The sequence below is a fragment of the Marinobacter sp. BW6 genome (assembly GCF_008107725.1).
In the GTDB taxonomy this organism is placed as follows: Bacteria; Pseudomonadota; Gammaproteobacteria; order Pseudomonadales; family Oleiphilaceae; genus Marinobacter.
Window position 1 is genome coordinate 73,890 of sequence record NZ_VIRN01000054.1, and the last position, 24,429, is coordinate 98,318.

The window sequence follows — 24,429 nt, forward strand, 5'->3', positions numbered from 1 at the left end:
AATCCCGAAAAAAACAGGGCGTTGATATGGCAACCGAACTGGAAATCAAACTCAGTGTTTCTGACGCGGCCCAGGCGCAGGCTTTGGAGTGGCTTTCCTCCCGTCCTGAGGTGCGCCCCGGAAAAACCAAATCGCTGATCAATCGCTATTTCGACACGCCCAGTGCCGATCTGAATCGGGCCAAAGCCGCGCTGAGGGTTCGCAAAGCGGGCGATGACTATATACAGACCCTGAAAACCCGGGGTGAATTCGTCGATGGCGCTCACCGGCGCGAAGAGTGGGAGTGGCCTGTCTCTGGTCCTGAACTGGATTTGTCGTTGCTGGAAGAGACACCGCTGAATTCCGAGCTGGACCTCAGCAGTCTCCTGGTGGTGTTTGAAACCAACTTTCAGCGTCAGGTGCTCTGGCTGGAAGAAGGGCAGAGTGTCATCGAAATAGCCGTAGATTCCGGCAGTGTGGCTGGCAATGATGCCAGATGGCCGTTGCACGAGGTGGAATTTGAGCTGAAAAGCGGGGACGGCAGAAAGCTGGTGGCCTGGGCGCTCGAACTGGCCCGCGAAGTGCCGGTTTTCCTGAATCTCGTCAGTAAGGCCGAGCAGGGTTATTTTCTTGCGGGTTTGTATTGCCCGGACGTTGCTCACCAAAGTGAGCCGCTTTCAATAACTGAATTCCTTCAGACGTTGGGCGTCTGTTGGCTGCTCGACAAGCCGTTTCCCGCTGGCCAGTATGATTTGTCGCGTGTGGCAGCGGCGGCCGATACCGCAGGGTGTGGCGAGCTCTGGGCGCGTGTGATCGCTGAGCTGGCAAAGGGGACTGCCGTTCGTGAGCTGGCCGAAAGCTCCACGAATATGGGGATTCTTCAATTGCAGCTTGCGACTGGCGGGCAGTAAGTATTGCATTCTAGAGCCTGGTGCTCACTAGCCGGGTGAGTTGTTTTGTGATGGCTCTGCTTCGCCGGTCTCCTGGGCAGCCGAATGAGCGCGCCATTGCTTCAGGAATACCCGGTATCGCTCCAGTGCTTCCTCCACCACAGAGACTTCCGGCGTTTCGGCGGATTTAACCAGCACAATTAAACCTTTACCTTCAATTTCCTCGTTGGTCGGCGGATGGCAGATGACTTCATTGTCGTCGTCAATATAGGCGAGCGCTGTTCCAATGCCATGGCGCACCAGAGCACTGACAATATCGGCCCAATTGAGGTCGTCCAATTTCAGGTCGTACCGGTGGGGGTGGTCATGTTCGTAGTTGAAAAGATCTTCGAGAACCTTCTCGGAGCCGGGAGCCACGACGGAGCGCACCATGATTTCAGGGTAGGTTCGGACCGGGCGGAGGATCGTTCGGATACCGAGGGCCTTGAAGCGCCCGCGGTTCTCATCATTGACGCACTCGACGATGGTGTGGTTTCCGAGATTCAACTCCGTCAATCGATGGGCGATGTCGAAGGTCAGGCTATCAGAATAAGGGTCAGCTTCATCTGCTGCGAGTACGATGATATGCCTCGCGCTGCCGGCGTGAACCGCTTTTAGCGCTTCAGAATCAAAGCCTGCACCGTGGTAGTGCACAACTCCGATGTCTGAGAGTTCGTTGGGAAGCCCCATCGGAAACTGACGAGTCAGGATCATGATGGGAATGGTCTCGTAGCCCGGAATCGCCCGAATCTGGGAGGCGAATCTCATGAAGTACTGGTCTCCGCCATGCTGGGGTGTGTTAATGATGATGATGTGGTCATTCATTTTATAGATCCACCTTCCTGACAAAATGCGTTCCCGGCGGTAGAACCGGTATTCGATATAGTCGCTGACGATCAGTGTCAGCAAGGTAATTGAAGAGATAAACATCAGTACGATGGTGCTGAAACGGCCGACCATCGTCTGCGGTGCGTAATCACCGTAGCCCACAGTCACGAGAGTGGTCATGGTTAACCACGCGGCCTCGAACAGTGACAGGTCCTCCACCGTCCAGATGATCAGAACCTGTACCGACAGCAACACGCCCAGTATCGCGAACAGGCGCTTCATCCGGCTTCGAATGAGTCCGCCCATGGGCAGGTGGGTTTCCTGATGCTCCGGATTCAGGGGGCGGCGGTTTCTTTGCATCCGTGTCGGCGGCCTGTTCAGTTGCGGGGAAGTTCGTTATACAGTACCGGAAATATAACAGAGAGACAGGGGTTTGCATTATGTCCGAGCCGTGGCACAGCCTTCCGAAACCGCTGGTGGATGATGTCGCCGGTTGTTGGGAATCGGTGTTTCCGGAGGGAGTTCCGGCCTGGTTAACCTCATCAGAGGGAATGGATGACGCCGTGGTGACCACGGCGATAGCCCGCAGCCTTTTCCTGCGCCAGACTCTGGAGCGCCATCCCGGGCAGATTCAGGCCCTGATGGCCTCCCGTTCGCTGACAGAGCCCACCACGACGGATTACCTGGAAAGCCGTTGGCAGGAGTATCTTTCTGAAGTCGATGGCGAACTGACGTTGCATTCGGCCCTAAGGCAGTTTCGCATGGAGACTCAGTTCCGGATTATATGGCGGGATCTGATGCGGTGGGCGGACCTGACAGAAACCATGGCGGCGACGAGTGTGTTCGCTGATATCTGTATTGATGGAGCGCTCAGTTGGTTGTACCGGGATGCGTGTGAACAGTATGGCACGCCCCGTGGCGCTGATCCGGTTTCTGGTCAGGAGGCAGACCAGAAAATGGTGGTCCTGGGTATGGGCAAACTGGGTGGTCGGGAGCTGAACGTGTCCTCGGACATCGACCTGATCTTTGCCTTTCCGAGCAAGGGGGAAACCGTCGGCGGGCGCCGCTCGATGGACAATCAGCAGTTTTTCGTCCGCCTGGGGCAGCGGCTGATCCAGGCTCTGGACCAGATAACGGCGGATGGTTTCGTGTTCCGGGTAGATATGCGTCTCAGGCCCTACGGCCAGAGCGGAGCCCTGGCACTGAGTTTTGCCGCATTGGAAACGTATTACCAGGATCAGGGTCGTGACTGGGAGCGCTATGCCATGGTCAAGGCCCGTGTGGTGGCCGGCGAACAGAGAGCCGGCGAGGTCCTGATGGAGAGTCTACGCCCCTTCGTCTATCGCAAGTACATCGATTTCAGTGCCTTTGAATCCCTCCGCAGCATGAAAGCCATGATCGGCCGGGAGGTGCGCCGCAAGGGACTCGAAAACAACATCAAGCTGGGTAGTGGTGGTATCCGCGAGATCGAGTTTGTAGTCCAGGCGTTCCAGCTCATCCGCGGTGGACGGGATCGGGAGCTCCAGCAGCGGGAGTTGCTGGTCATTCTGAAAGAGCTTGAGGAGCTGGAGCTGCTGCCCTCGGCGGTGGTCAGTGAGCTTCGCGACGCCTATGTGTTCCTGAGAAACCTGGAACATGCGCTTCAGGGTATGGAGGATAAACAGACCCAACTGCTTCCGGAGGATGAACTCTCCCAGGCGCGGGTAGCCACGATCATGGGTTTTGAGAGCTGGCAGGCTTGTGAGCAGAGTCTCAAGGAGCACCGGGAGCGCGTGGCAACCCATTTTGCCAATATCATCACCACTGACGACGACGAGGATGAGGACCAGGCGTCCCTTGAAGAGGGGTGGTTCGAGCTCTGGTTGTCTGAAATGGAAGAGAGTACCGCAGCCGAGTGGTTGAAGTCCCGGGGGTATGAAGATCCCGGGAATACGTTGGCGGAGTTGGCTGACCTACGTGACAACCGGACCGTACAGAACCTTCAAACCCAGGGTCGGAGGCGTCTCAACCAGTTCATGCCCATGCTGCTTGAGGCGCTCACCCAGGTTGATAACCCTTCCGAGACTCTGTCGAGGGTGTTGCAGCTGGTAGAGGCCATTCTGCGGCGAACTGCCTACATGGTGTTGCTGCTGGAAAACCCGGGCGCCTGTACCCAGCTGGTCCGGTTGTGCAGTGAGAGTCCCTGGATTGCCCGGCAACTGGCGGAAACGCCGCTCCTGTTGGATGAGCTATTGAATGCCGAAAGCCTGTATCACCCTCCCGCCAAGGCCGAGTTACAGGATGATTTGCGCCAGCAGATGCTGCGGATTCCGTTTGAAGATCTGGAAGAGCAGATGGAGTCCCTGCGGCATTTCAAGAAAGCTCACATCCTGCGGGTGGCGGCGTCCGAACTCAAAGGCACATTGCCGTTGATGAAGGTCAGTGACTACCTGACCTGGATTGCAGAGGTCGTTTTGGAACACGTGGTGGACGTGGCCTTCGCCAACCTGGTTAGCCGTCACGGGTATCCTCGAAGGCAAGATGGTTCTGCCTGTGAGACCGATTTCGCCATCATTGGCTATGGCAAGCTGGGTGGGATCGAGCTTGGGTATACCTCCGATCTTGATCTGGTGTTTGTGCATAAAGCTGATCCGGAGCTGGCTACCGACGGCGAAAAACCCATCGATAACGCGGTTTTCTACACCCGGTTGGGGCAAAGGATCGTCCACATCCTCAACACCCAGACGCCGTCAGGGCAGCTCTACGAGGTCGATATGCGCCTGCGGCCGTCCGGCAACTCGGGTCTGTTGGTCAGCACTCTCCAGGCTTTCGAAAAGTATCAGCGAGAAGATGCCTGGACCTGGGAACATCAGGCGTTGGCCCGTGCCCGGGGCGTTGCAGGATGCAGCGAGACGCTTGAAGCGTTTGAGTCCATACGCCATGACATCCTCTGCCAGTCTCGCGACCGTGAAAAGCTTCGCACCGATGTGCTGGAAATGCGGGAGAAAATGCGCGCCAGCCTCGCCACGCCGGAAAGCCGGCAGGCCGAGGTGTTTCATATCAAGCATGATAGCGGGGGCATCGTTGATATCGAGTTTATGGTCCAGTATCTGATGCTGGCCTGGTGCTCAGACCATCCGGAGCTGACCCAGTGGTCCGACAACATTCGCCAGATGGAAGAGTTGGGGCGCGCCGGTGTAATGGCGGTGGAAGATGCCGAGAAACTCAGGGAAACCTTCATTGCCCTCCGCTCGACCATACACCGGAGGGCGCTTCAGAACCTCAATAGCCGGGTGGACGGCGATGGCTTTACCGAAGAACGTGACTACATCCGCGCCATGTGGAAAAAAGTGATGATTGATGCCTGAGGCAAATTCAATTCCGGCAGAATTTCCTGCTAGAATGCCGGTTCCCCCGAAAAACGCTTTTTTAGGAGCAATGAAGAATGTCGATGGCTGATCGCGATGGCGTTATCTGGCTGGACGGTGAAATGGTTCCCTGGCGGGAAGCCAAGACTCACGTCCTGACTCACACCCTGCACTACGGCCTGGGCTGTTTTGAAGGTGTGCGGGCCTACAATACCGCGAACGGTCCGGCCATTTTCCGCCTGAAAGAGCATACCGATCGACTCTTCCGCTCCGCCCATATCCTGAACATGAAAATGCCGTTCAGTAAGGACGAGATCAATGAAGCGCAGCGCGCGGCTGTTCGTGAAAACAACCTCGACGAAGCCTATATCCGTCCGATGGCGTTTCTCGGTTCCGAAGGTATGGGTCTCAGAGCCGATAATCTCAAGGTGCACGTAATGGTTGCGGCCTGGAGCTGGCCTTCCTACATGTCTCCGGAAGCCAAGGAGATGGGCATCAAGGTGCGCACGTCGTCCTATACGCGCCACCACGTAAACATCACCATGTGTAAGGCCAAGGCGAACGGCAACTACATCAATTCGATGCTGGCCTTGAATGAGGCCATCTCCGGCGGCGCTGAAGAAGCCCTGCTGCTGGACAACGAAGGTTATGTTGCTGAAGGTTCCGGGGAGAACATCTTTATCATGCGTGATGGTGTGCTGCACACGCCGGAGCTCACCTCCTGCCTGGAAGGGATTACCCGCGCTACGATCCTGGATTTCGCCCACGAGCTGAACATTCCGGTCAAGGAACGCAGGATCACCCGCGATGAAGTCTACATCGCTGACGAAGCCTTCTTCACCGGCACAGCGGCTGAGGTGCTGCCGATCCGTGAGCTGGATGGCCGTGTGATCGGTGCCGGCAAGCGCGGCCCGGTGACCGAGAAGCTGCAGGGCATGTACTTTGATGCGGTCAAGGGCAAGCTGGCCGAGCACAGCGGTTGGCTGACTCACGTCAAAGGCTGATTCCAGAAAAGGTAGCAAGCCGCCGTTGACTGCTTCAGCCCGGCGGCTTTGTTGTTGAACACACCCTGTTTACTGGCGGGACGAGCAAATGGCAGACGTTATCAAGGTACCGGTATCTTTCGGCGAGGTGCTGGACAAAATTACCATTCTCGAAATCAAGTCCGAGCGCATCAAGGACGAAACGAAGGTCAAGAACGTTCGGCTTGAGCTGGACGAATTGAGTGCCACCTGGGACGAGGCGGTAAAGGACAAGGCTGCTGAAATTGCCGATCTTCGCAAGCAACTGAAGACGGTAAACGAAGAGCTGTGGGTGATCGAAGACGACATTCGTGATCAGGAAGCGGCTCAGGACTTTGGCTCGAGATTCATTGAGCTGGCCCGCGCTGTGTATGTGACCAACGACAAGCGCGCAGCCATCAAAAAAGACGTCAACCTGGCACTGGGGTCACGTTTCGTGGAAGAGAAGTCCTACCAGGATTACACCGCCCGCAAGTAACCGTCGACGTTTTGGCCGTAGGTTGTAAGGGTACCGATAGGTCGGATTAGCAAGGCGCAATCCGACAACGATCTCAAGCGGCGCCAAGTCAGTCAGACTCGGGCGCTGTTTTTGTATCTGATGTGGGGTGAGCTTCAATCCACTGATCCAGCATTCCCGTTGCATCTGCCACCGTGATCATCTCCATCGCCCCCTCGAACTCTGCTTTTGCCCCCCATCGCGCCTGTTCCACCGTTTTTCCGGTGAATTTTTCCAGAGCCTGAGGGTAACGATTCACGCACCACTCCAGTGAATTGTAAGGTCCGGACCGGTGCGGGTTGCTCGCCGCAAACAGCCCAAGCACATCGGTACCCACGGCACTGGCGATATGGGCAGGCCCGGTATCGGGTGCCACCACCAGATCGGCGTGGGTCATCAGGGCGGTCAGTTGCTTGAGGGTGTCCTTGCCGCAGATATTGTGGGCTTTTTCCTTCATTGCGGCTTCGATTGAGGCGCAATACTCGGCCTCGAAGGGGGCGGGACTGCCCACCAGGATCACCTTCATTCCGTGTTTCTGTACTGCATGATCTGCCAGCTTGGCATAGCGCTCTGATGGCCAGTTTCGCAGGGTGTGGCTGGCACACGGGCTGATCACAAGGTTTCTGCGATCCGCTGACAGCTGGTCCCTGGCGAAATGATGGTCCGAGTCACTCAGGGGAATCTGCCAGTTAGGTGGGGCCGCCTCAAGCCCCAGAGGCTCCAGGAAGCTGGCGAGGCAGTCGCGCACATGCTGCTTGGGTGCCGGTTTGATTCGGCGGTTTATAAACAGGCCGTGAAGATCCTTGCTGCGGGCCTTGTCATAGCCAATCCTGGTGTGAGCGGGAATGCAGGCGGCTGCAAGGTTGGCTCGAAACGCCACCTGCATATGAAGCAGCGCGTCGAATTTGCGACCCTGCATCTGTCTGCGAAGCTCGGCGTAACCTTTTCGGCCGGCCTTTTTGTCGAAAACAATGAATTCAACGCCGGGCAGATCGCCGATCAGCTTTGCCTCAATCTTGCCGATAACCCAGGTGATCTTCACGCCGGGAAGCTGCTCCTGGAGGCTCAGGACGACAGGTATCACGTGGGTCACGTCGCCGATGGCGGACAGGCGAAGAATGCAAATGGAGTTCATCAGATATTGATCCGGTTCAGGTTGTGGCCGGGTGCTGTGGAGCTTTGTCGGCAATCATTGGTAAACTGGCCGCCATTCTAACGCACTCGCGCGTGTCCGTCCCGGCGAGTGCGGGTGAGGCGTGTCTTCTTTCACTTTGGTGACCAGGTGTCCAGTATGGTGGAGTCTGAAATCTGTATTCGGGAGAAGGCTTCGGCAATGCTGATTCACCCCGATTACGAGGGCAGGGTTGCCGAAGACTGGTTCAATGCCGCTTCCTGGGGCGATCAGGCCAGGCCGGTTAGCAGTGGCGGTCGCGGCGGTGCCTGGTTTTTGCAGGCCGGAGAGGACAGATTGGTGCTTCGGGAATATCGCCGGGGCGGGTTGATGGCGAAATTTGCGCGATATGCCTATGCCTTCACTCGCGAGGCGGATGTACGCTCCTTTGCAGAATTCCGCTTGCTGAACACACTGGTCGGCCAGGGGCTTCCCGTACCCCGGCCGGTTGCAGCCTGGTATCGGAAACTGTCACCGATTCAGTATCGGGCCGCTATCATCATTGAGCGGTTGGAGAACACGTCGCCGCTGGCTGATCTTATTCCCGAATTGGACGAAGAGGCCTGGGCGTCCATCGGAGAAACCATTCGTCGATTTCACGACGCCGGCGTCATGCATGCAGACCTTAACTGCTTCAATGTATTGGTTCGAGGCGAAGAATACTTTCTGATTGATTTCGACAAGAGCAGGTTGATTACAGGCAGTGCCCCGGCGCGCTGGAAAGAGGCCAATCTTGATCGCTTCTCGCGGTCGCTTGTGAAGGTGGCCGGAGAGGGCGCCCGGGCAAAGGTCTGGAGTAATTTTATGAACGGATACAACAGGGGAATGGCCACTTGACCCATCCACAACAGGGCGGATCGCTACCGTCGGTACTTTGTCTTACGGATGCCTGCGATCGTCCGGAGACTGAACTCTTTATCGGACTCAGAAAGGCCGGATTCGACGTCGACGTCATGTGTAACCCGAAGGGCAGGAATTATCAGCGCCTCGTCGACGAGGGCATGGTTGCTTGTCCTATCGCCTTGAAGAACCGCTTTGACAAGGAAGGCACTGAGGCCATCCGCCAACAACTGGCGAAGAAAAAATACGATGTCATCCACGCCTATAATCCCCGAGCCCTGGCCTGCGGATTGCGGGCTTCCCGGGGGACAGATATCAAGATCGTCGCCTATCGTGGTGTGATCGGTAACATCAGCTTTCTCAATCCGGAGTCCTGGATTACGTTCCTGCACCCACGTGTCAGCAAGATTGTCTGTGTCGCCGATGCCATCAAGGACTACCTCGCGAGCCTTCGGTTCCTGTGGATGCACATCCCTGAAAGAAAGCTCCAAAGAATCTACAAGGGGCATGACCTGGATTGGTATCAGTCACCCAAGGCCGACCTTGGCCAGTTTGGCGTCCCGGAGGACGCATTCGTGGTGTGCTGTACCGGACGCAACAGTCCTCGAAAAGGCTTCGATGACCTGATAGCGGCTATGGATAAGCTGGCAGAGGATGTGAATGCGCATTTGTTGTTGGTCGGGGATGTCATCGAAAACGGCGAGATTCAGGCGCAGGCTGCCGCCGCGTCTCACCCCGAACGCATTCACTTCACGGGGTTCCGTACCGATGCGCCGGCCATTGCCGCAGCTAGCGATGTGTTTGTGCTGCCTTCGAAGGAAAGGGAGGGGCTGCCCCGAGCTGTTATCGAGGCTATGGTCTATGGTGTGACGCCGGTGGTGACTAATGTTGGTGGCATGCCCGAGCTTGTGGAGGATGGCGTTAGTGGATTGGTGGTCCCGCCGGAAAATACCAATGAGCTGTCAAAGGCCATTGAGCGGCTGTACCGCGACCGGGAGCTGGCCGCCTCGCTTGGGCAAGCGGCGCGGCAAAGGATAGCCCGGGATTTTCACACCTCACAGACCGTCAGGGAGACGGGTGAGATATACAAAGCACTGACGGGCAGGGATTGAATGCGCCGGTATCTGTTTTTTGTTAACCAGCCCTATTCCTATTCAATCCTGCGCCCCCTCCAGGATGAGATTCGGCGCCGGGGTGGCGAGACAGCCTGGTTCGTAGCGGGTTGCTCGACGGCTCCGCTTCAATCGGACGAGCGACGTCTTGCCTCCGTTAAAGAGGTCATGGATTACAACGCAGACGCAACCTTTGTGCCCGGGGATTGGGCACCCTACTTTTTTCCAGGAATCAAAGTGGAGGTGTTCCATGGCATGGCCCGTAACAAGCGTGGGCACAGCAGCGAGGACGAAAGTGATCACTACCGGATTCGAGGATGGTTTGACCTCTATTGCACCCACGCCTTGAAAGACACGGAGAAATTCCGTGAGTTGGCAGCGCAATACCAGCATTTCGGGGTCGCCCATACCGGCTGGCCCAAGTTGGATCCTCTTTTATCGCAACGAGAGGCGGGCAAGAGAAGTCGCTCTGAAAATGAATTGCCGGTGGTATTTTACGCCTCGACCTTTAGCCGATCCGTTACCTCGGCGCCGGAGCTTGTCGAGAAAATTGGTGAGCTTTCGAGGAACGGCCGCTGGAAGTTCATTGTGACCCTGCATCCGAAGATGGATCCTTTCGTGGTGGATCAGTATCGCAAGCTGAGTGGCGAGAACCTTCGCTTCGTCGAGAGCGATGAAGATTTGTTGCCCCTGCTTCCTCAGGCAGACGTGATGCTTTGTGATACCTCATCCATCATGTTCGAATTCATGTTCCTGGATCGGCCGGTCGTTACCTTCAGAACTAAAATGCCGGGTCCCTATCTGATCGACGTCCACGACGTGGAGAGCGTTGAGTCGGCGCTGGAGGAAGCGGTTAAGTACCCCGATGCGTTGATGAGAGAAACGCGAGCACTTTGCGATCAATTGCACAGTTTCCGCGATGGTCGTTCCAGCGAGCGGGTTCTTGATGCGGTTGAGGATTTCCTGATCAACAAACGTAGCCAACTCAAGCGCAAGCCGATAAATCTGTTGCGCAAACTGAAAGTCAGGCGCCGGTTGCGCAAGGAACTTGCACGTATGGCACCGGAAAGCTCAGGATAGATGCTGCAAAGGTCCAGACCAGGAATCGAATAATGTGAGCAGCGCCGCCAGTCCTATCAATGTCTTTGTTGCGAGCACTCCTTTGCAGCTGATCAGTTGCTCCGAGGCTCGTCACCACTATGGCTGCAGTATTGAAACGACACTTCTGATTATTGCCCGACCTGACAATCGGGAGACCGAGGAGCAAATTGCTTTCCTTGCCGAAGCGCTGGGCTGGCAGGGTATCGAAACCATCTATCTGAAAAAGAGTTCCTTTTATCTTCGTCTGGGAGCGGTTGCCAAGAGCCTTTCGCGACGAAAAATCGAACGGTTGTTTATCGGAAACAAGTCCAGCTGGATCCATGAGGTGTTTTACAGGGGCTTCGATAGCGAACAGCTGATTTTTGTGGATGACGGCTTGGCGACGGTAACCTATTACCACGCCATTCACGACGAGGGTATTGCCTCCCGGATTTCAGCGGCCAAAAAACGGCTTCTGAAAACCATGGGCATCCGGATTCATCGCGTAGTTCCGGATGTGATCGCTTTCTTCACCTTCTTTCCTTTGCAGAGCTCGGAGCTGGTTCAGGTGCAAGTCCATGATTTTCCCGTGTTTCGCAAAACCTTCAAGACCTCTGCCCGAGACAGCAGGCAAATGCCCATGGTTGGATTTCTTGGCCAGCCCTTCGGTGGAGAAGAGCGGCTTCAGCAACTGAAACTGCAAATTCAGCACGTGGTGGAACGTCATCCTGAGAGCCGCGTTGTGTACTTTATGCACCGAAAGGAAAGCCGGGAAGAGTTGGAGAAGTTGCTGGCAGAATTTCCGCTCGAGATACGACAGGCCGGTCGTCCGATAGAGGTCGAGGTAGCTCTATCCGGAGAAATGTATCTGGCTTTCTACAGCTTTGCTTCAACCGCGCTGTTTACGCTGAAGAAGATTTTCCCGGAGATCCGGGTGTTCCAGATTGATGACGCCGCACTTGGCGCTCGGCTCCCCTATTATGAGGAGATAAGGAGTATGTTCAGGAGCGTAGGCGTGGAAACGACGCTCCTGCGGGGGTCACGACTTTTCGAAACGGGCCGGCCTGTCCAGAGTCCATAACCCGGCATACTTGTTGAACGTTACCTGAGCATAGGTGACCGCTGTCAGATAACCCACAGAGCCGTCCAGAAAGCCGAAACGTATGAAGTAAACCTGCACGAACGTCATCAAGCCTCGCAGAGTAGGGTAGATCATGGTGCGGGTCTTCTTGCCTTTGCGATGCTTCTCCAGAGAACCAAGCCAGGCGTATTTCGCGCTTTTCTCCAGAGAATGGCCGAAATCCCGGTGTGTGTAGTGCGTCAGGCGGCCTCTGAGGGTTTTGATCTTGCGTCCTGATGGAATCAGTATCCGCTCGTGTACCAGAGCATCTGAAAAACTGACGCCTTCCCGACGGAACAGTCGGAGCGGTGCTCGGCCGCTGCGCCCGAAATCTAGGCGACTGCCATAAATCGTTACCGCCCAGGGAAGCTTATAGGCGTCCGCGTCAGGGTCTGCAAGGTGATCGTTGATCTCTTTTGCCAGCTCTGGTGTGACACGCTCATCGGCATCCAGTGACAGCACCCACTCACCGGTCGCTTTCTCAAGTGCGCGCTGCTTCTGGATGCCAAAACCGGGCCAGTCGGTGATTTCAACAACATCGGCCAATTCTCTGGCCAGTTCCACAGTCCTGTCAGTACTGCCGCTATCCAGAACGATGATTTCGTCTGCAACCAGCCTCGCTGACTTCAGGCAGTCGGTAATATGGTCTTCTTCGTTTTTCGTGATAATGGTCGCTGAAACCTTCCGGGCCCTGTTTCGAACATAGGACGCGCTCAACTCAGTGAACATAGCCGAGGCGATGGAGGCAACCGCAAGCAGGTAGAAGGTAAGGAACAGGGTTCGATTGAATGTGGCTTCGGTCAGGCCAAAGAAAAAGTACCCAAGGGATACCATACAGCCAGCCGCCGCAAGGTGCGCCGTGGCGGCATGGCGGCTGGACAGGTTTCTGGCAAAGATGGCCAGCGGAATGAAAATAAGCAGGGCCCAGCTGAGAACGCCGGGAATACCGCTGGTGGCAGCGTTATTGAGCAGATCGTTATGGGCATGTCCCGTGCAACAGTCCAGGAAGTGCTCCGGCAGATTGCCAGTTGCAACTTCCGATTCTATGCGGTGGGTGTAGCCACCGAGGCCAGCGCCAGTCCAGGGGTTGTCGCTGAGCATATTCAAGGCCTGCCCCCAGACTTCCAGGCGAATTTCCATACCTGAATCCAGGTGCCCGTTGTGAAGCAAACCATTGAGTGAACTGGACATGCGATCGCTGGTGATAATCGCGCCGGCGACGAGCAGTGGCACAACAACCAATCCGGCAATTCGAAGCCTTTTGCTGAGCAGCGGTACAAGCGCGACCAGAAGAAATGGCAGAGCAACCAGATTGCTGCGGGTTTCAGACAGCATCGAAATCAGGACCGCAGCCGTTCCACCGGTGAAAAACAGTATCGCCAGGCCCGTCCGTTTATCCCGAATAAAAAACATGGCAGCAACGATCGTCAACATGCCCCCCAGAAGGGCGAGATTTCCGAAGCTGATCGGGTTGATCCCGCCACCGAAACGGGAATTCAACACCTGACCAAGCGCGCCCTGGCGGGCAGCAATGGTCACCAGAAAAATCCCGATGACAGACACAGCCATCAGTCCGATGGCAGCAAAAGTCGTGCGGGCGCCGATCCGCGCATAACTGATGGCAACAATGAGGGGCCAGAACAGGATAAACCTGGCGTGCGTGCCAAATGTCTTTCCGCCCTCGTAGTCAAAGCCTTCCAGGGTCCAGGACAGAAAGCTCACGAGAACGAAGAACCAGAAGGAAAAGTGCAGTAGCCTGAGCTCTTTGGGCTTGTCCCAGCCGGTTCTATACAGTGATTTCCGGGCACTGAGGGCCATGCCTGCAATGGCGAGCAAGAGGGTTGCGCCGGCCAGGATGCTCGAAGACAGCAGTGCGCCGCCGAGCCCGATGATCAGCAGTGCATGGAAGGCCAGTCTGGGGTTCAACATACGCGGTCCGGGTTATAGGGGTTGATTTCGCCGGGTGGCCGATGGCGCATGCGCTTGTACTCCCACTGATACTGCTCGGGGATTTCTCGCACGCATTGTTCGATGGCGTGATTCATGGCCGTAGTTGCGGCCACAGGGTCCTTGTCGCCGAGGCCCGGGCCGGTCTCGCGCACGACGATCCGGAATCCGGAAGCATCGGGCAGGCGTTCGGCATAGGTGATCAGCACGTTGGCGCCGGTGCGCTGGATCAGTTTGGACACCAGGGTCATGGTCTTCACTTCCATGCCAAAGAACGGCGCAAAGGCGTTGCCTTTGCCCCGGGGTGACTGATCCGGCAGAATCCCGGCAACACCGCCTTCCCGGAGAATCGAGGCAAGTCGGGCCAGTCCACGACGGTCGCCCCGCACCAGCTCAGAGCCAAGCCGCCCGCGCACCTTGATCATGTAGTCTTCGAACTCGGGCATATTCGGTGGGCTATAAAGCGCTGCCATCTTGTAGCGCGAGGAAAAGAACAGCCCGGCCAGCTCCCAGTTCCCCAGGTGCGGCGCGAGGAGAATCAGGCCCCTGTCGCCGGTCATGGCCTTGTCGATCAGTTCCAGCCCCTCGGTTTCCCGGATCAGGCCAAGGCATTTCTCCACCGGCCACTCCCACATCAGGGGGACCTCGAGCATCGTCATGCCGGTCTGGGCCAGGGACCTTTTCGACATAACTGCGCGTTCGGTGTCTGACAGCTCGGGGAGGCATATGGACAGGTTAATGTCGGTTACCTGTCGCGACTTGGTGGGCAGTCGCCACACCAGATAACCCACGAAACGACCCACCCGCTGGGCGCCGGCAAGGGATAACCAGCCGGCAACCCTGAGCAGCCCGGCAATGACGAAATATTTGATCTTGCTCATTTCCGGCCGTACCGATCCTCGTAACGAACAATGTCGTCTTCACCCAGATAAGAGCCCGACTGGACTTCGATCAGTTCCAGATCGATGACTCCCGGATTCTCCAGCGAGTGCACCTGGCCAACCGGAATGTAGGTGGACTGGTTCTCGGTGACCAGATAGGTTTTCTCGCCGTTGGTGACCCGGGCGGTGCCACTGACCACGATCCAGTGCTCGGCGCGATGGTGATGCATCTGTACAGAGAGTTTGGCGCCGGGTTTGACCGTGATGCGTTTGACCTGGTATCGGGCGCCATTGTCGATGGAATCGTAAACGCCCCAGGGCCGATAGACTTCCCGATGGTTCATGTGTTCGTGGCGACCATCGGTTTTGATCCTTTCCACCACGGTTTTGACGTCCTGGACACTGTCTTTGTGAGCGACCAGAAGGGCATCCTTGGTTTCGATAACCACCAGGTTGTCCACGCCAACCGTTGCTACCAGCCGGCTGTCGGCACGGACCAGCGTGTTGGCGGTATTGTGGGTAATCACGTCGCCGGTGAGGCTGTTGCCGTCCGCGTCCTTGTCACTGACTTCCCATAGCGCCGACCAGGAGCCGATATCGCTCCAGCCGGCATCCAGCGAAACCACGGCAGCCTTGTCGGTCTTCTCCATGACGGCATAGTCCACAGAGTCCGAGGGGCATTCCGCGAATCGTTCGGCGTTAATCCGGGTGAAATGCAAGTCATCGGCGGTATCTGCGATGGCGGCACGGCACGCGGCCAGGATGTCCGGGCGATGGGCTTCCAGTTCCTCGAGGTACTGACGGGCGCCAAACAGGAACATCCCGCTGTTCCAAAGGTACTCGCCGGAATCCAGGTAGCGATTTGCAGTCGCCTGGTCCGGCTTCTCGACAAACTTGTCCACCAGGTAGCTGTCGGGGCCAAGCTCCGTGCCACGATGGATGTAGCCGTAGCCGGTTTCCGGATGGTTCGGCACGATGCCGAAGGTAACCAGTTTACCCTCCCGTGCCAGCGGAATGGCTTTCTTTACCCCCTCCTGAAAGGCCATGACGTCCTTGATCAAATGGTCCGCTGCCAACACCAGCATCAGGGGATCATCGGCACCTTTGTCCGCAGCCTCGGTCAGCTGTAGCGCTGCCAATGCGATGGCCGGCGCCGTATTCCGGCCACAGGGCTCCAGAATGATGCGCGTATCTTCGTGGCCGGATTGCCGCATTTGCTCCGCAGCCAGGAACCGGTGTTCCTCGTTGCAGATCAGAAGAGGGTTTGCTGCGTCCATGCCCTCAAGCCGCGCAACGGTGGCCTGCAACATCGACAGGGGACCGTTGGTCAGTTTCAGGAACTGTTTCGGATTCAGCTGGCGCGACATCGGCCAAAGGCGTGAGCCAGTGCCGCCAGCCATAATGACGGGGTGAATCATCTGTACACTCCGGGCTTGAGTTAAAGAATGCCAAGAAAAACATCAAAATCAGGCGCATCATCTTATCATAAGGCAACCATGATATTGTTCTGAGCAATCCGTAAACTGATTGGCCCGACACCAGGAATTGTGATGAAGCTTCCGTTGTCTGTTTATTACATCACCCAGGACGAAGAACTGCGATTGCCAGAGTCACTTGCGAAGGTTTCCGGCTGGGTCGATGAGATTATCGTAGTCGATTCCGGAAGCACTGACCGAACCCGTGAAATTGCAGAAGCGGCGGGCGCCCGGTTTGTTCATAATGACTGGCAGGGGTTTGCCTGCCAGAAGGCCTTCGCCGCAAGCCTGTGCCGCAATGACTGGGTGCTGGATCTGGATGCGGATGAGGTGTTGTCGAACGAGCTTGTGGCCAACATCAAGGCCCTGTTTTCAAAGCCTGTCGACCCGAATATTGCGGGGTTTCGGATGCGCTGGGTGCTGTCCCAGCCAGATTCCCGGCATCCGTTCCGTCATGATAAATCGAAGAAAATCCTGAGACTCTACAATCGGACCAAGGCGGTGATTGAGGCTGAAAAAGACAGCAACAATGACCGGCCCCAGGTGAAAGCCGGCCGGGTTCTGGATCTCAAGGGTGATGTATTGCATCGCACGCTGATTTCCCTTGAGCAGATGGAGCGCAAGTACTGCCAGTTGTCGACGGAGCAGGCCCGCTTTATTGCCGCAAAGGGACGGCGGATTTCCAGTGCCCGCCTGTTCGCCGAGTTTCCCGTGAAGTTCCTGAAGTATTACCTGTTGCACCGCCAGATTCTGAATGGTTGGTTTGGCCTTAGCGTCGCCATTACTGCGGCCAATCGGAATTTTATGCGTCTTGCAAAGGCTCGTGAGATGCAAATGCTGGCTGAGTTTGAGCAGGAAAGTACCCGGTAGGGCGCGCGCCCCAAAATTACCTTTGAGTACCCAGCCGCTCGGCAACTGCTCTCAGATAAAGGGCTTCTGTTTGTTCAGCCATGGCTTTAACCGTCAGCGTTTCACGCGCGAATGCCACAGCGGACTGCTGGCTCTTTTTCAGAGTCTCCAAATCGGCGAGCGCCCGGGTCATCAGGTCGGCAAGGTCTCTATCCCGGTGTCCCGGTGTGAGCGACGAAGTCGGGAGAAGATCCCGAGGCCCCGATACCGGAGTGGAGATAACCGGGCAGCCGTGGATAAGCGACTCCGCCAGCACATAGGGAAAACCTTCCCGCTCGGAACTGATCACCGTCAATTCGGCCGTGTCGTAGACGGACGCCAGATTTTCTTTGAACCCTGCCAGAGTGACTGAGTGCTCCAGTGCTAACTGACGGATTAACTGTTCCAGTTGGGGCCGCTGGCTGCCCTCGCCGAAAATGGTGAGATGGCAGCGATATGCCGAGTCGCCGAGCATGGACCAGGCTCTGATCAGTGCATCAAAACCTTTGACGGATTCGAGCCTTCCTACGGCGATGACATTGGTGACACCTGAGGGTAGCTCCGGGCCGTCGTCAGTTGTCATTCGCTGACTCTTGGAGTTCACGCCGTTATAGATCAGGTGTTTTCGGGGATGCCGCAGAGTTGCCAGAATCCGTGGGCTTACGGCAATGATCTCGTCGAGGCGATCAAATGCTTTGTGGCTGGACTTGGTGCCGTGCACCGTACCGATGAGCACACGGGCAAGTTTTTCGGTTTTACCTGTTAGTTGCGCAGCCTTATTGCCCTGGGCGTGAACAATATCGGGTGATATTTCGCGAAGTCGCCTTCGGAGGGCCAGTTGAAGCCAGAGGTTCCGGCGTCCGAGTTGAACAGGCAGTGGATGAAAGTGGACGCCAGCAGGGAACCTGTCCCGGTAGGTTTTATGTCCCAGCACATGGACGCTATGCCCCCGTTCGTCCAGCGCGCCCGCCAGATCGGCGGTGTGTTTTTCCATACCGCCCCAGGTGGTGCCGGGTGTGGCGACCAGTAGGGCGATGGTTAGTTTTGTGGGTGAAGTCATGATCGGGCGGCGGCGTTGGTCAGCACCTTTTCATACACCTTCAGGCTCGCTTCTGTCTGTGCTTCCAACCGGAAACGGTAAGGAATCTCGATGGCCGGCGGTTCGGCATCCAGCATCCGGGAAACGGACTGGGCGAATTCCTCCACGTTGTCCGGTGTCACCAGCCCATCCCTGAAACAGGCCTGCAGGGTTTCTGCTGCTCCGCCCCGATTATAAGCCACGACAGGTGTGCCCGAAGCAAGGGCTTCGGTCACTGTCCTGCCAAAGGGCTCGGGCTTGGTGCTCATATGACAGACCACGTCAGAGAGCAGGTACAGATTGGTCATGTCATTGCGCTGGCCCAGAAGGCTGACCTTGTCGGTCAAATCCAGGCGTGCCCGCTCCTTTTCCAGCTCATCGAGGAAATGCTCCTTACCGGGTTCCGCCCCACCGACAATAATGCCGTGGCAGTCGGGCCGCTCCTGCACCAGTTTCGCCATCATGGCCAGGAAATCCAGCTGGCCTTTCCAGCGGGAAATTCGCCCGGGCATCATGATGATTTTCTTGCCCGCAAGCTGCGGGTATTGGCGGAACCAGCGGTCCAGCCATTGCTGGGTGAGCTCCCGTTGGTGAAAGGCATCCACATCGACACCCCGCTGTATGACGGTCAGCTTTTCTTCCGGCACCGGGTAGTTGTTCATCACGTAATCCCGCACACACTGGGACACAGCAATGATGTGATCGGCGCGAGTCATGATGGCGCTGTAGGGGGTCACCGAATACATGCCGTGGAATGTGGAGACAACCGCCGGGCGCTCATGCCGGGGTATGCTTTTCAGGGCCAGGAAGATAATCCAGGCAGGCATGCGCGAGCGGACATGAACGATATCCGGCTTCAGTTCGAGAAGCAGTTTTCGCATCGGCAAAATCTGACCGAAAGACGCGGGGGTCTTCCGGTGTATAGGCATGAAAATATGCTGTGAACCCTGTCCCCGCAGTTGCTCGGCCATTGGGCCGCCCTTGGAAACGACAAAGGATTCGTGACCGCGTTTTACGAGGTCAGCGGCAAACTCTACGGTGCCTCTTTCCACGCCGCCACTGTACAGCGCTGGAAGTGCCTGAAGAATTCTCAAGGTTGGATCCCCTTGTGCAGGCGTTGATTGGTGCTCTGGCTCTTTGGCAGTAACCCGTTTTCGAGTATCCATCGCGCTGCGCGATTGGCTTCCCAGAGCGACTTGTCATGTTCGGCCCTGCCCGCCATCACGCTGGCGTGGTCCGTCCACTGGGCAACATACCCGTCCCGTACCAACCGCTCCACTCCTTCCACAACCCGGCTGCCGGATCTGGCCGGTAGCTCGAAAAGTCCCGTTGGCACCCCGGAAGTTGCCGCTTCACAGACCATGGACATGCTGTCAGGGGTCACCCAGACCGCTCGTGAGGCGGATAGTTGATGGCTTAGCCAGTCTTCGTGGGTCTGCTTGGGGTGAACAACGGTAACCTGCAGCCCGGCCATGTCGTCGAGGCGGTCCTGCAAGGGCTCTGGTGTTCGCCGTGAGGTGCTGATGGTCCAGCGCCAGTCAGAGTACTGGCCGATCAGGTGTGATATCTGTCCCAGGACGACATCGTCGTCCCAGTCGAAGTGGGGAGAAGGCCCGCCAATGAGCAATAACGCTTCCCGTTTCTCGGTGATTCTGGCCAGGGGTGTGATGGTATTCAGAACTCCCTCGGTTAACAAAACCCGCGGGCCTGATTGGACGCGATCATGGGCCGGAATCAAGGCGCCGCTGACCAGAGATAGCGGAAACGCGGGCTTCATAATGACCAGTGTCCGGGTTCCACGAAGTTTTCGCAGTGCAAGCAGTAATCGATGCGTGCCAGATCCAGCCGCGATGACAAGATCGGGTCGAGGCAGTGACGCCTCCATTCGGGGCGGAGAGGCCAGCAATGCACGCCATAGCGGTACCTTTATGCAGGAGGCATCAACCCAGTAGGTGCTTGCCCCGGCCAGGACGCGAAGCCGATTGCCAAGCCCTTTCAACTGATTCCGATGGCCCGGCTTATTGTCGGTCAGTAGCCACACCACGGGTGTGGATGCATCCTGCGTTCTGGGGTCGGGTTTGGCCATGGTGTTCCGGCATGCATTGCCGGCCTCCGTGTTGCCTGAATTCTTCGTTACCGGCGTTTGTAGAACCCCGGATCGTTCTCATCCGGGCGGGTTTTGAAACGACGATGCATCCACAGGTATTGGTCCGGGGCGCGCCGCACTTCCCGCTCGATAGTCTGGTTGATTAATGTTGCATCCGTGAGATCATCGCCGCTGGGAAAGTTTTCCAGGGCAGGGTGGAAGTAAATGTCGTAACCCGGGCCTTCTTCGCGCCGGAAATGACTGAATGGAACCACCTTGCAGCCGCTGCGCTCTGCAATCCTGGACGTAGCCGTAATCGTGCCCGCCGGTATTCCGAAGAACGGCGCAAAAACAATATCCTTGCGGCCGTAATCCTGATCGGTGGCATACCAGACCGCTCGATTTTTCTTCAGGCTGCGAAACAGGCCCCGAAGGTCTCTGGCGCCCAGCACAGTGCCATAGCGGCGTTCACGGGCTCTCGTCATAACCGCGTTCATCAGCGGGTTATTATGATCGCGCTGCATGACGTCTGCTTCTATGAATTCAGTCACCAGGCTCCCGCCCAGATCCAGAGTGCTGTAATGGCCGCCCAATAATAAAACGCCTTTGCCCTGGGCCAGAGCATGCTCGAAATGCTCAAGGCCATGGACTTGCGTTATGCCTGTCAGTTTGGCCGGATCGCGAAACCAGGCGATGCCAAGTTCCAGTAAGCCAATACCATTGGCAATAAACGCGCTCCGAACCAGGGCAGATTGCTGAGCGGCCGTGAGTTCCGGGAAGCAAAGCCGGATGTTCACCTCGGCGATGTGCCGACGACTGCGGGCAAGGCGGAACGCCAACAGGCCCGCCAGCTTGCCAAGCCACCATTGAAAGCGTAATGGCAACCTGGATACGCACCACATCAAGGAGATTCCCAGCCAGGTGAGCCACCAGCGGGGATGGCGGTACGCTGAGTAATCCGTGTTTCGCGGCATTTTCCGATATTTCTTCTTCACGTAAAGCGGGTCCTGAAAAGTCTGAATCGAATGATGTAGCCACACTGGCCCGAGCGATCAATCGGAAGCAAATCAATAGGTTTTGCGATATGATAACGCACTGTTTTGCCCGGAGTCCTCTGTGCTGCAATTTATCTATTCCCAGCTGATTCGGCTGATTCTGCCGTTCATCCTGCTGCGCCTGTGGTGGAACGGACGTCGAGCTCCGGAGCTCAGGCGTAACTGGTACCAGCGCCTGGGTATCGTGCCCAGGGCGGGCGGCACGGTTGTATGGGTTCATGCCGTGTCGGTGGGGGAAACCATAGCGGCTGCGCCAATGGTGCGGCGTCTGCTGGCCCGAAATCCGGGTATCACTATCCTCATGACAGCCATGACAGACACCGGCCTATCTCAGGCGCGCAAGATGTTCGGTGATCAGGTGCAGTACGCCTACGCGCCCTATGACACGCCGGGTGCTATCCGGCGTTTCCTGGATCGGGCGAATCCCCGGATACTGGTTATCATGGAGACCGAAATCTGGCCAAACATGATTCGCCAGTGCAGGGCTCGCCGGGTTCCCGTATTTCTTATCAACGCCAGGCTTTCGGAGCGTTCCGCCCGGGGCTACGAGCGTATTCGAGGCCTTGCGGCCCCCATCATGCGCAGTATCAGCTGGGTAGCGGCCCAGGCCGAGAAAGACGCTGAGCGGTTCCGGCGAATCGGGGTTGCACCTGACAAGGTGGCCGTTACGGGTAGTGTCAAATTTGACGTGGATATTCCGGAGGATGTGCGAGCATCGGCCACAGCGCTCCGACAGAAGCTGGCGGGTCGGCCAGTCTGGATTGCTGGCAGCACACACGGGAACGAGAACGGTCAACTACTTGCGGCCCATGGGGAAGTCTTGACAGAGCATCCGAACGCTCTGCTTATTCTTGTACCAAGACACCCCGACCGGTTTGAGTCTGTGGCGGAAAATGCGGTCAAGGAAGGGCTGACACTGGCTCGTCGGTCGCTCGGACAGGACCCTGCCCAGGCCCAGGTGTATCTGGGAGATACCATGGGGGAACTGATGATGCTTTACGGAGCCAGCGATCTGGCGTTCGTTGGCGGCTCGCTGATCGAGCGCGGCGGTCATAATCCTCTAGAGCCCGCCGGCTGGGGGATTCCGGTGTTTTCAGGCCCGCACATCTTCAATTTCGAGACTATTTACCAGCGTCTTCTCGATGACCGGGGGGTAAAACTGGTTGCCGATGTAGATGATCTGGCCGCTCACGTGTCGTCTCTCTTTAGTGACAACCAGGAACGGGAGGCGATTGGTCAGAGAGCGTTGGCGGTTGTGAACAAGAATCGGGGGGCGCTGGACAAAGTGGTCGATGGGATCATTGAGCGGGTGTGACAAGTCCGCCCAATAAGAGGCGGGCGAGCCTTCAGGCCCGCCCTGGTTGTTACTGGGCGGGGTTGTCCAAGGTCTTCTTTTCGTTGGCCAGCGCCTCGATGCCGGGTGCAGCAGCACTCAGCCAGTTGTTCAACTCGATCAGATCCTGAGGGCTTAGTGTGCCTGCGGCCTGTTTCAACTGAAGTGAGTTGATTACATAATCGTAGCGGGCGTTTGCATAATCCAACAGGGCGACATAGTAGGCCCGTTCTGCATCTAACACTTCGACAATGTTCCTTGTTCCCACCTCATAGCCAGCTCGGGTAGCGTCCAGAGCACTTCGTCGGGAAATGATCGTCTGCTCCAGCGCAGAGGCTGTCTCAACGTTATTGTTGACGGTGAGAAACAGGCTTCGAGTGGTAACCCGAACATCGCGCCGAACGGTGTTCAATGACTGTTCCGCGACAGTGACCAATGAGCGTTGTTGGCGGACACCGGCCTGAGTGCCACCGCCTGAATACAGGGGAACGTTCAGCGTAAGCCCGATAGTCCCGCGAGTCGTAGTACCATCCTGCTGGCTGGTAATCGGAGCGCTGGAACCATCAATACCATTCAGATCTGTTTTACCGTAGGACGCGTTCAGATCCACAGTCGGATAGTGTCCGGCCTTTGCTTCCCTGAGGCTGGCTTCGTTGGCATTCAGCTCATATAGAGCTGACTGGATAGACCAGTTCTGTTCCAGAGCGGTTGCTTCCCAGGCGGACGGGTCCATCGGATCCGGGCGACCCAGGGGGAAGTTTTGGCGCAGGTTGTCGAGTCTCTCCGCATACTCCCCGGTCAATCGGGCCAGTTGCTCTCTTGCCACGTTTAACCGGTTCTCTGCCGCAATGCGCTGGCTCTTGGTGTCGTCAAAGCTCGCTCGAGCCTCATAAACCTCAGTAATGGCAATCAGCCCTACATCAAAACGCTCTTGAGCCTGCTCATACTGGCGCTGAATCGCTGCCTCTGCGGCCTTGGCAGTCGAAACGGTATCCTTGGCTCTCAGAACGTCGAAGTAAGCAGTTGCAACATCCAGGATCAGCTGCTGCTGGGCGAGGTTGTATTCGGCGCGAGCCGATTCTGTCTGGAACTTGCTCGCGTCGTAACGGAACCAGGCGTCGGCCCGAAACAGTGGCTGGGTAAGCTGAACGCCGTAATTCAGTTCCTGGTAGCTGTTGTCCTGGCTGGGGCCGTCCACATCGATGTAATTGCCCTCACCAAAGGCGCCGATCTGGGGGAGCAATGCGCTCTGGCTGACATCGCTGGCCGCCTGCTGGGCTTCAAAGCTTGCCTGGGCTGCGGCAATGCCGGAGTCGTAGGAAAGTGCTTTCTCATAGGTCTCGACCAGATCCATGGAAAGAGCGGGCTGGGCCGCCATGAGGCCAATAAGTCCGGAAAGCAATCGCTTCTTCATTCTGTCTCCTGAATACAGTTACGCATCTTTGCCCGGCAGTCGGGGTGCGTGTCGGGCTGGCGGGCACGCAGCTTTGTTCCGTTTTACGGGCCGACGGGTCTGGTTGGCCATTATGGACAATAATTGCCCGCAGCTCTACACTTGCAAATGGCACCCATTTTGGGTGTCACGCATTACAGATTCGCGTCTTGACGGGGTGCTGGTCTGCTTTCCGAAAAACTGGGAGCAACCGGCTGAGATTGCATCGCAGAACCCGCGACCTGATCCGGATAATACCGGCGTAGGGATTTAAGACCACAGTGCTGAAAGACCAGTGTTCTCATCAGAGGGAATCCGTGTCGAAAGCTC

At 56.9% G+C, this 24,429-nt stretch carries 20 protein-coding genes and 1 riboswitch; of the genes, 10 read left to right on the forward strand and 10 right to left on the reverse strand.

Annotated elements, in window-relative coordinates; all coding sequences use genetic code 11:
• Positions 1–26: 26 nt before the first annotated feature.
• Complete coding sequence (locus FMN52_RS05165) at positions 27–890, forward strand: CYTH domain-containing protein (RefSeq protein WP_148607594.1); 864 nt, start codon at positions 27–29, stop codon at positions 888–890.
• Positions 891–917: 27 nt separating this feature from the next.
• On the opposite strand, the gene FMN52_RS05170 is transcribed toward FMN52_RS05165, so the two are convergent.
• Complete coding sequence (locus FMN52_RS05170; protein WP_148607595.1) at positions 918–2,096, reverse strand: potassium channel family protein; 1,179 nt, start codon at positions 2,094–2,096, stop codon at positions 918–920.
• An 80-nt stretch (positions 2,097–2,176) separates the two neighbouring features.
• Between FMN52_RS05170 and glnE the strand changes: the two genes are divergently transcribed.
• From glnE to FMN52_RS05185, 3 genes are all read left to right on the forward strand, one after another.
• Positions 2,177–5,083: a bifunctional [glutamate--ammonia ligase]-adenylyl-L-tyrosine phosphorylase/[glutamate--ammonia-ligase] adenylyltransferase gene (glnE, locus tag FMN52_RS05175; RefSeq protein ID WP_148607596.1), complete on the forward strand. Its 2,907-nt coding sequence runs from the start codon at positions 2,177–2,179 to the stop codon at positions 5,081–5,083.
• A gap of 77 nt (positions 5,084–5,160) precedes the next feature.
• Positions 5,161–6,087 carry a branched-chain amino acid transaminase gene (locus FMN52_RS05180; RefSeq protein WP_148607597.1) on the forward strand — a complete coding sequence of 309 codons (927 nt, stop codon included), beginning with the start codon at positions 5,161–5,163 and terminating at the stop codon, positions 6,085–6,087.
• Between the two features lie 88 nt (positions 6,088–6,175).
• Positions 6,176–6,583 (forward strand): DUF6165 family protein, encoded by a 408-nt coding sequence (locus FMN52_RS05185; protein ID WP_148607598.1) that lies wholly within the window; start codon positions 6,176–6,178, stop codon positions 6,581–6,583.
• A gap of 88 nt (positions 6,584–6,671) precedes the next feature.
• On the opposite strand, the gene FMN52_RS05190 is transcribed toward FMN52_RS05185, so the two are convergent.
• Entirely contained in the window at positions 6,672–7,736 is a 1,065-nt protein-coding gene (locus FMN52_RS05190) for a glycosyltransferase family 9 protein (RefSeq protein WP_148607599.1), read from the reverse strand.
• A gap of 156 nt (positions 7,737–7,892) precedes the next feature.
• Between FMN52_RS05190 and FMN52_RS05195 the strand changes: the two genes are divergently transcribed.
• Genes FMN52_RS05195 through FMN52_RS05210 form a run of 4 tightly spaced genes read left to right on the forward strand, consistent with a single transcriptional unit; the run spans position 7,893 to position 11,885 of the window.
• On the forward strand, positions 7,893–8,609 hold the full coding sequence (locus FMN52_RS05195) for a 3-deoxy-D-manno-octulosonic acid kinase (protein ID WP_148607600.1): 717 nt from the start codon (positions 7,893–7,895) through the stop codon (positions 8,607–8,609).
• Entirely contained in the window at positions 8,606–9,724 is a 1,119-nt protein-coding gene (locus FMN52_RS05200; protein ID WP_148607601.1) for a glycosyltransferase, read from the forward strand. Before FMN52_RS05195 ends, FMN52_RS05200 begins: the two co-directional genes overlap by 4 nt.
• Positions 9,725–10,804 (forward strand): CDP-glycerol glycerophosphotransferase family protein, encoded by a 1,080-nt coding sequence (locus FMN52_RS05205; protein ID WP_148607602.1) that lies wholly within the window; start codon positions 9,725–9,727, stop codon positions 10,802–10,804.
• Between the two features lie 34 nt (positions 10,805–10,838).
• Positions 10,839–11,885, forward strand: coding sequence for a polysialyltransferase family glycosyltransferase (locus FMN52_RS05210; RefSeq protein WP_148607603.1), 1,047 nt, complete (start codon positions 10,839–10,841; stop codon positions 11,883–11,885).
• Here the strand turns inward: FMN52_RS05210 and FMN52_RS05215 are convergent.
• The 3 genes from FMN52_RS05215 to FMN52_RS05225 are packed head-to-tail and all read right to left on the reverse strand — an operon-like array spanning position 11,844 to position 16,170.
• Positions 11,844–13,853 (reverse strand): glycosyltransferase, encoded by a 2,010-nt coding sequence (locus tag FMN52_RS05215; RefSeq protein ID WP_148607604.1) that lies wholly within the window; start codon positions 13,851–13,853, stop codon positions 11,844–11,846. The genes FMN52_RS05210 and FMN52_RS05215 overlap by 42 nt on opposite strands.
• Positions 13,847–14,752, reverse strand: coding sequence for a lysophospholipid acyltransferase family protein (locus FMN52_RS05220; protein WP_148607605.1), 906 nt, complete (start codon positions 14,750–14,752; stop codon positions 13,847–13,849). The genes FMN52_RS05215 and FMN52_RS05220 overlap by 7 nt, the downstream gene beginning before the upstream one ends.
• Complete coding sequence (locus tag FMN52_RS05225) at positions 14,749–16,170, reverse strand: mannose-1-phosphate guanylyltransferase/mannose-6-phosphate isomerase (RefSeq protein ID WP_148607606.1); 1,422 nt, start codon at positions 16,168–16,170, stop codon at positions 14,749–14,751. Before FMN52_RS05225 ends, FMN52_RS05220 begins: the two co-directional genes overlap by 4 nt.
• A 132-nt stretch (positions 16,171–16,302) precedes the next feature.
• Between FMN52_RS05225 and FMN52_RS05230 the strand changes: the two genes are divergently transcribed.
• Positions 16,303–17,097: a glycosyltransferase family 2 protein gene (locus tag FMN52_RS05230; protein ID WP_148607607.1), complete on the forward strand. Its 795-nt coding sequence runs from the start codon at positions 16,303–16,305 to the stop codon at positions 17,095–17,097.
• 16 nt (positions 17,098–17,113) lie between these two features.
• Here the strand turns inward: FMN52_RS05230 and FMN52_RS05235 are convergent, their stop codons facing one another.
• Genes FMN52_RS05235 through lpxL form a run of 4 tightly spaced genes read right to left on the reverse strand, consistent with a single transcriptional unit; the run spans position 17,114 to position 21,253 of the window.
• Positions 17,114–18,175, reverse strand: coding sequence for a glycosyltransferase (locus FMN52_RS05235; protein ID WP_148607608.1), 1,062 nt, complete (start codon positions 18,173–18,175; stop codon positions 17,114–17,116).
• Complete coding sequence (locus tag FMN52_RS05240; protein WP_148607609.1) at positions 18,172–19,287, reverse strand: glycosyltransferase family 4 protein; 1,116 nt, start codon at positions 19,285–19,287, stop codon at positions 18,172–18,174. Before FMN52_RS05240 ends, FMN52_RS05235 begins: the two co-directional genes overlap by 4 nt.
• The gene (locus FMN52_RS05245; RefSeq protein WP_148607610.1) at positions 19,284–20,279 is read right to left on the reverse strand and encodes an ELM1/GtrOC1 family putative glycosyltransferase; all 996 of its coding nucleotides are present in this window, start codon (positions 20,277–20,279) and stop codon (positions 19,284–19,286) included. Before FMN52_RS05245 ends, FMN52_RS05240 begins: the two co-directional genes overlap by 4 nt.
• A 47-nt stretch (positions 20,280–20,326) precedes the next feature.
• Positions 20,327–21,253: an LpxL/LpxP family Kdo(2)-lipid IV(A) lauroyl/palmitoleoyl acyltransferase gene (gene lpxL / locus FMN52_RS05250; RefSeq protein WP_240339400.1), complete on the reverse strand. Its 927-nt coding sequence runs from the start codon at positions 21,251–21,253 to the stop codon at positions 20,327–20,329.
• Between the two features lie 142 nt (positions 21,254–21,395).
• On the opposite strand from lpxL, the gene waaA reads away from it, so the two are divergent.
• Positions 21,396–22,649 carry a lipid IV(A) 3-deoxy-D-manno-octulosonic acid transferase gene (gene waaA / locus FMN52_RS05255; protein ID WP_148607612.1) on the forward strand — a complete coding sequence of 418 codons (1,254 nt, stop codon included), beginning with the start codon at positions 21,396–21,398 and terminating at the stop codon, positions 22,647–22,649.
• Positions 22,650–22,698: 49 nt separating this feature from the next.
• Here waaA and FMN52_RS05260 read toward each other — a convergent pair whose 3' ends face one another.
• Positions 22,699–24,081, reverse strand: a complete 1,383-nt coding sequence (locus tag FMN52_RS05260) for a TolC family outer membrane protein (protein ID WP_148607613.1) — start codon at positions 24,079–24,081, stop codon at positions 22,699–22,701.
• 182 nt (positions 24,082–24,263) lie between these two features.
• Positions 24,264–24,386, forward strand: a riboswitch (TPP riboswitch).
• The last annotated feature ends 43 nt before the right edge of the window (positions 24,387–24,429 follow it).

What these genes read in the sequence shown, in the direction of transcription:
- FMN52_RS05165 (WP_148607594.1), top strand. Translation starts at nt 27, where the DNA reads ATGGCAACCGAACTGGAAATCAAACTCAGTGTTTCTGACGCGGCCCAG.
- FMN52_RS05170 (WP_148607595.1), bottom strand. Translation starts at nt 2,096, where the DNA reads ATGCAAAGAAACCGCCGCCCCCTGAATCCGGAGCATCAGGAAACCCAC.
- glnE (WP_148607596.1), top strand. Translation starts at nt 2,177, where the DNA reads ATGTCCGAGCCGTGGCACAGCCTTCCGAAACCGCTGGTGGATGATGTC.
- FMN52_RS05180 (WP_148607597.1), top strand. Translation starts at nt 5,161, where the DNA reads ATGTCGATGGCTGATCGCGATGGCGTTATCTGGCTGGACGGTGAAATG.
- FMN52_RS05185 (WP_148607598.1), top strand. Translation starts at nt 6,176, where the DNA reads ATGGCAGACGTTATCAAGGTACCGGTATCTTTCGGCGAGGTGCTGGAC.
- FMN52_RS05190 (WP_148607599.1), bottom strand. Translation starts at nt 7,736, where the DNA reads ATGAACTCCATTTGCATTCTTCGCCTGTCCGCCATCGGCGACGTGACC.
- FMN52_RS05195 (WP_148607600.1), top strand. Translation starts at nt 7,893, where the DNA reads ATGGTGGAGTCTGAAATCTGTATTCGGGAGAAGGCTTCGGCAATGCTG.
- FMN52_RS05205 (WP_148607602.1), top strand. Translation starts at nt 9,725, where the DNA reads ATGCGCCGGTATCTGTTTTTTGTTAACCAGCCCTATTCCTATTCAATC.
- FMN52_RS05215 (WP_148607604.1), bottom strand. Translation starts at nt 13,853, where the DNA reads ATGTTGAACCCCAGACTGGCCTTCCATGCACTGCTGATCATCGGGCTC.
- FMN52_RS05220 (WP_148607605.1), bottom strand. Translation starts at nt 14,752, where the DNA reads ATGAGCAAGATCAAATATTTCGTCATTGCCGGGCTGCTCAGGGTTGCC.
- FMN52_RS05225 (WP_148607606.1), bottom strand. Translation starts at nt 16,170, where the DNA reads ATGATTCACCCCGTCATTATGGCTGGCGGCACTGGCTCACGCCTTTGG.
- FMN52_RS05230 (WP_148607607.1), top strand. Translation starts at nt 16,303, where the DNA reads ATGAAGCTTCCGTTGTCTGTTTATTACATCACCCAGGACGAAGAACTG.
- FMN52_RS05235 (WP_148607608.1), bottom strand. Translation starts at nt 18,175, where the DNA reads ATGACTTCACCCACAAAACTAACCATCGCCCTACTGGTCGCCACACCC.
- FMN52_RS05245 (WP_148607610.1), bottom strand. Translation starts at nt 20,279, where the DNA reads ATGGCCAAACCCGACCCCAGAACGCAGGATGCATCCACACCCGTGGTG.
- lpxL (WP_240339400.1), bottom strand. Translation starts at nt 21,253, where the DNA reads ATGCCGCGAAACACGGATTACTCAGCGTACCGCCATCCCCGCTGGTGG.
- FMN52_RS05260 (WP_148607613.1), bottom strand. Translation starts at nt 24,081, where the DNA reads ATGAAGAAGCGATTGCTTTCCGGACTTATTGGCCTCATGGCGGCCCAG.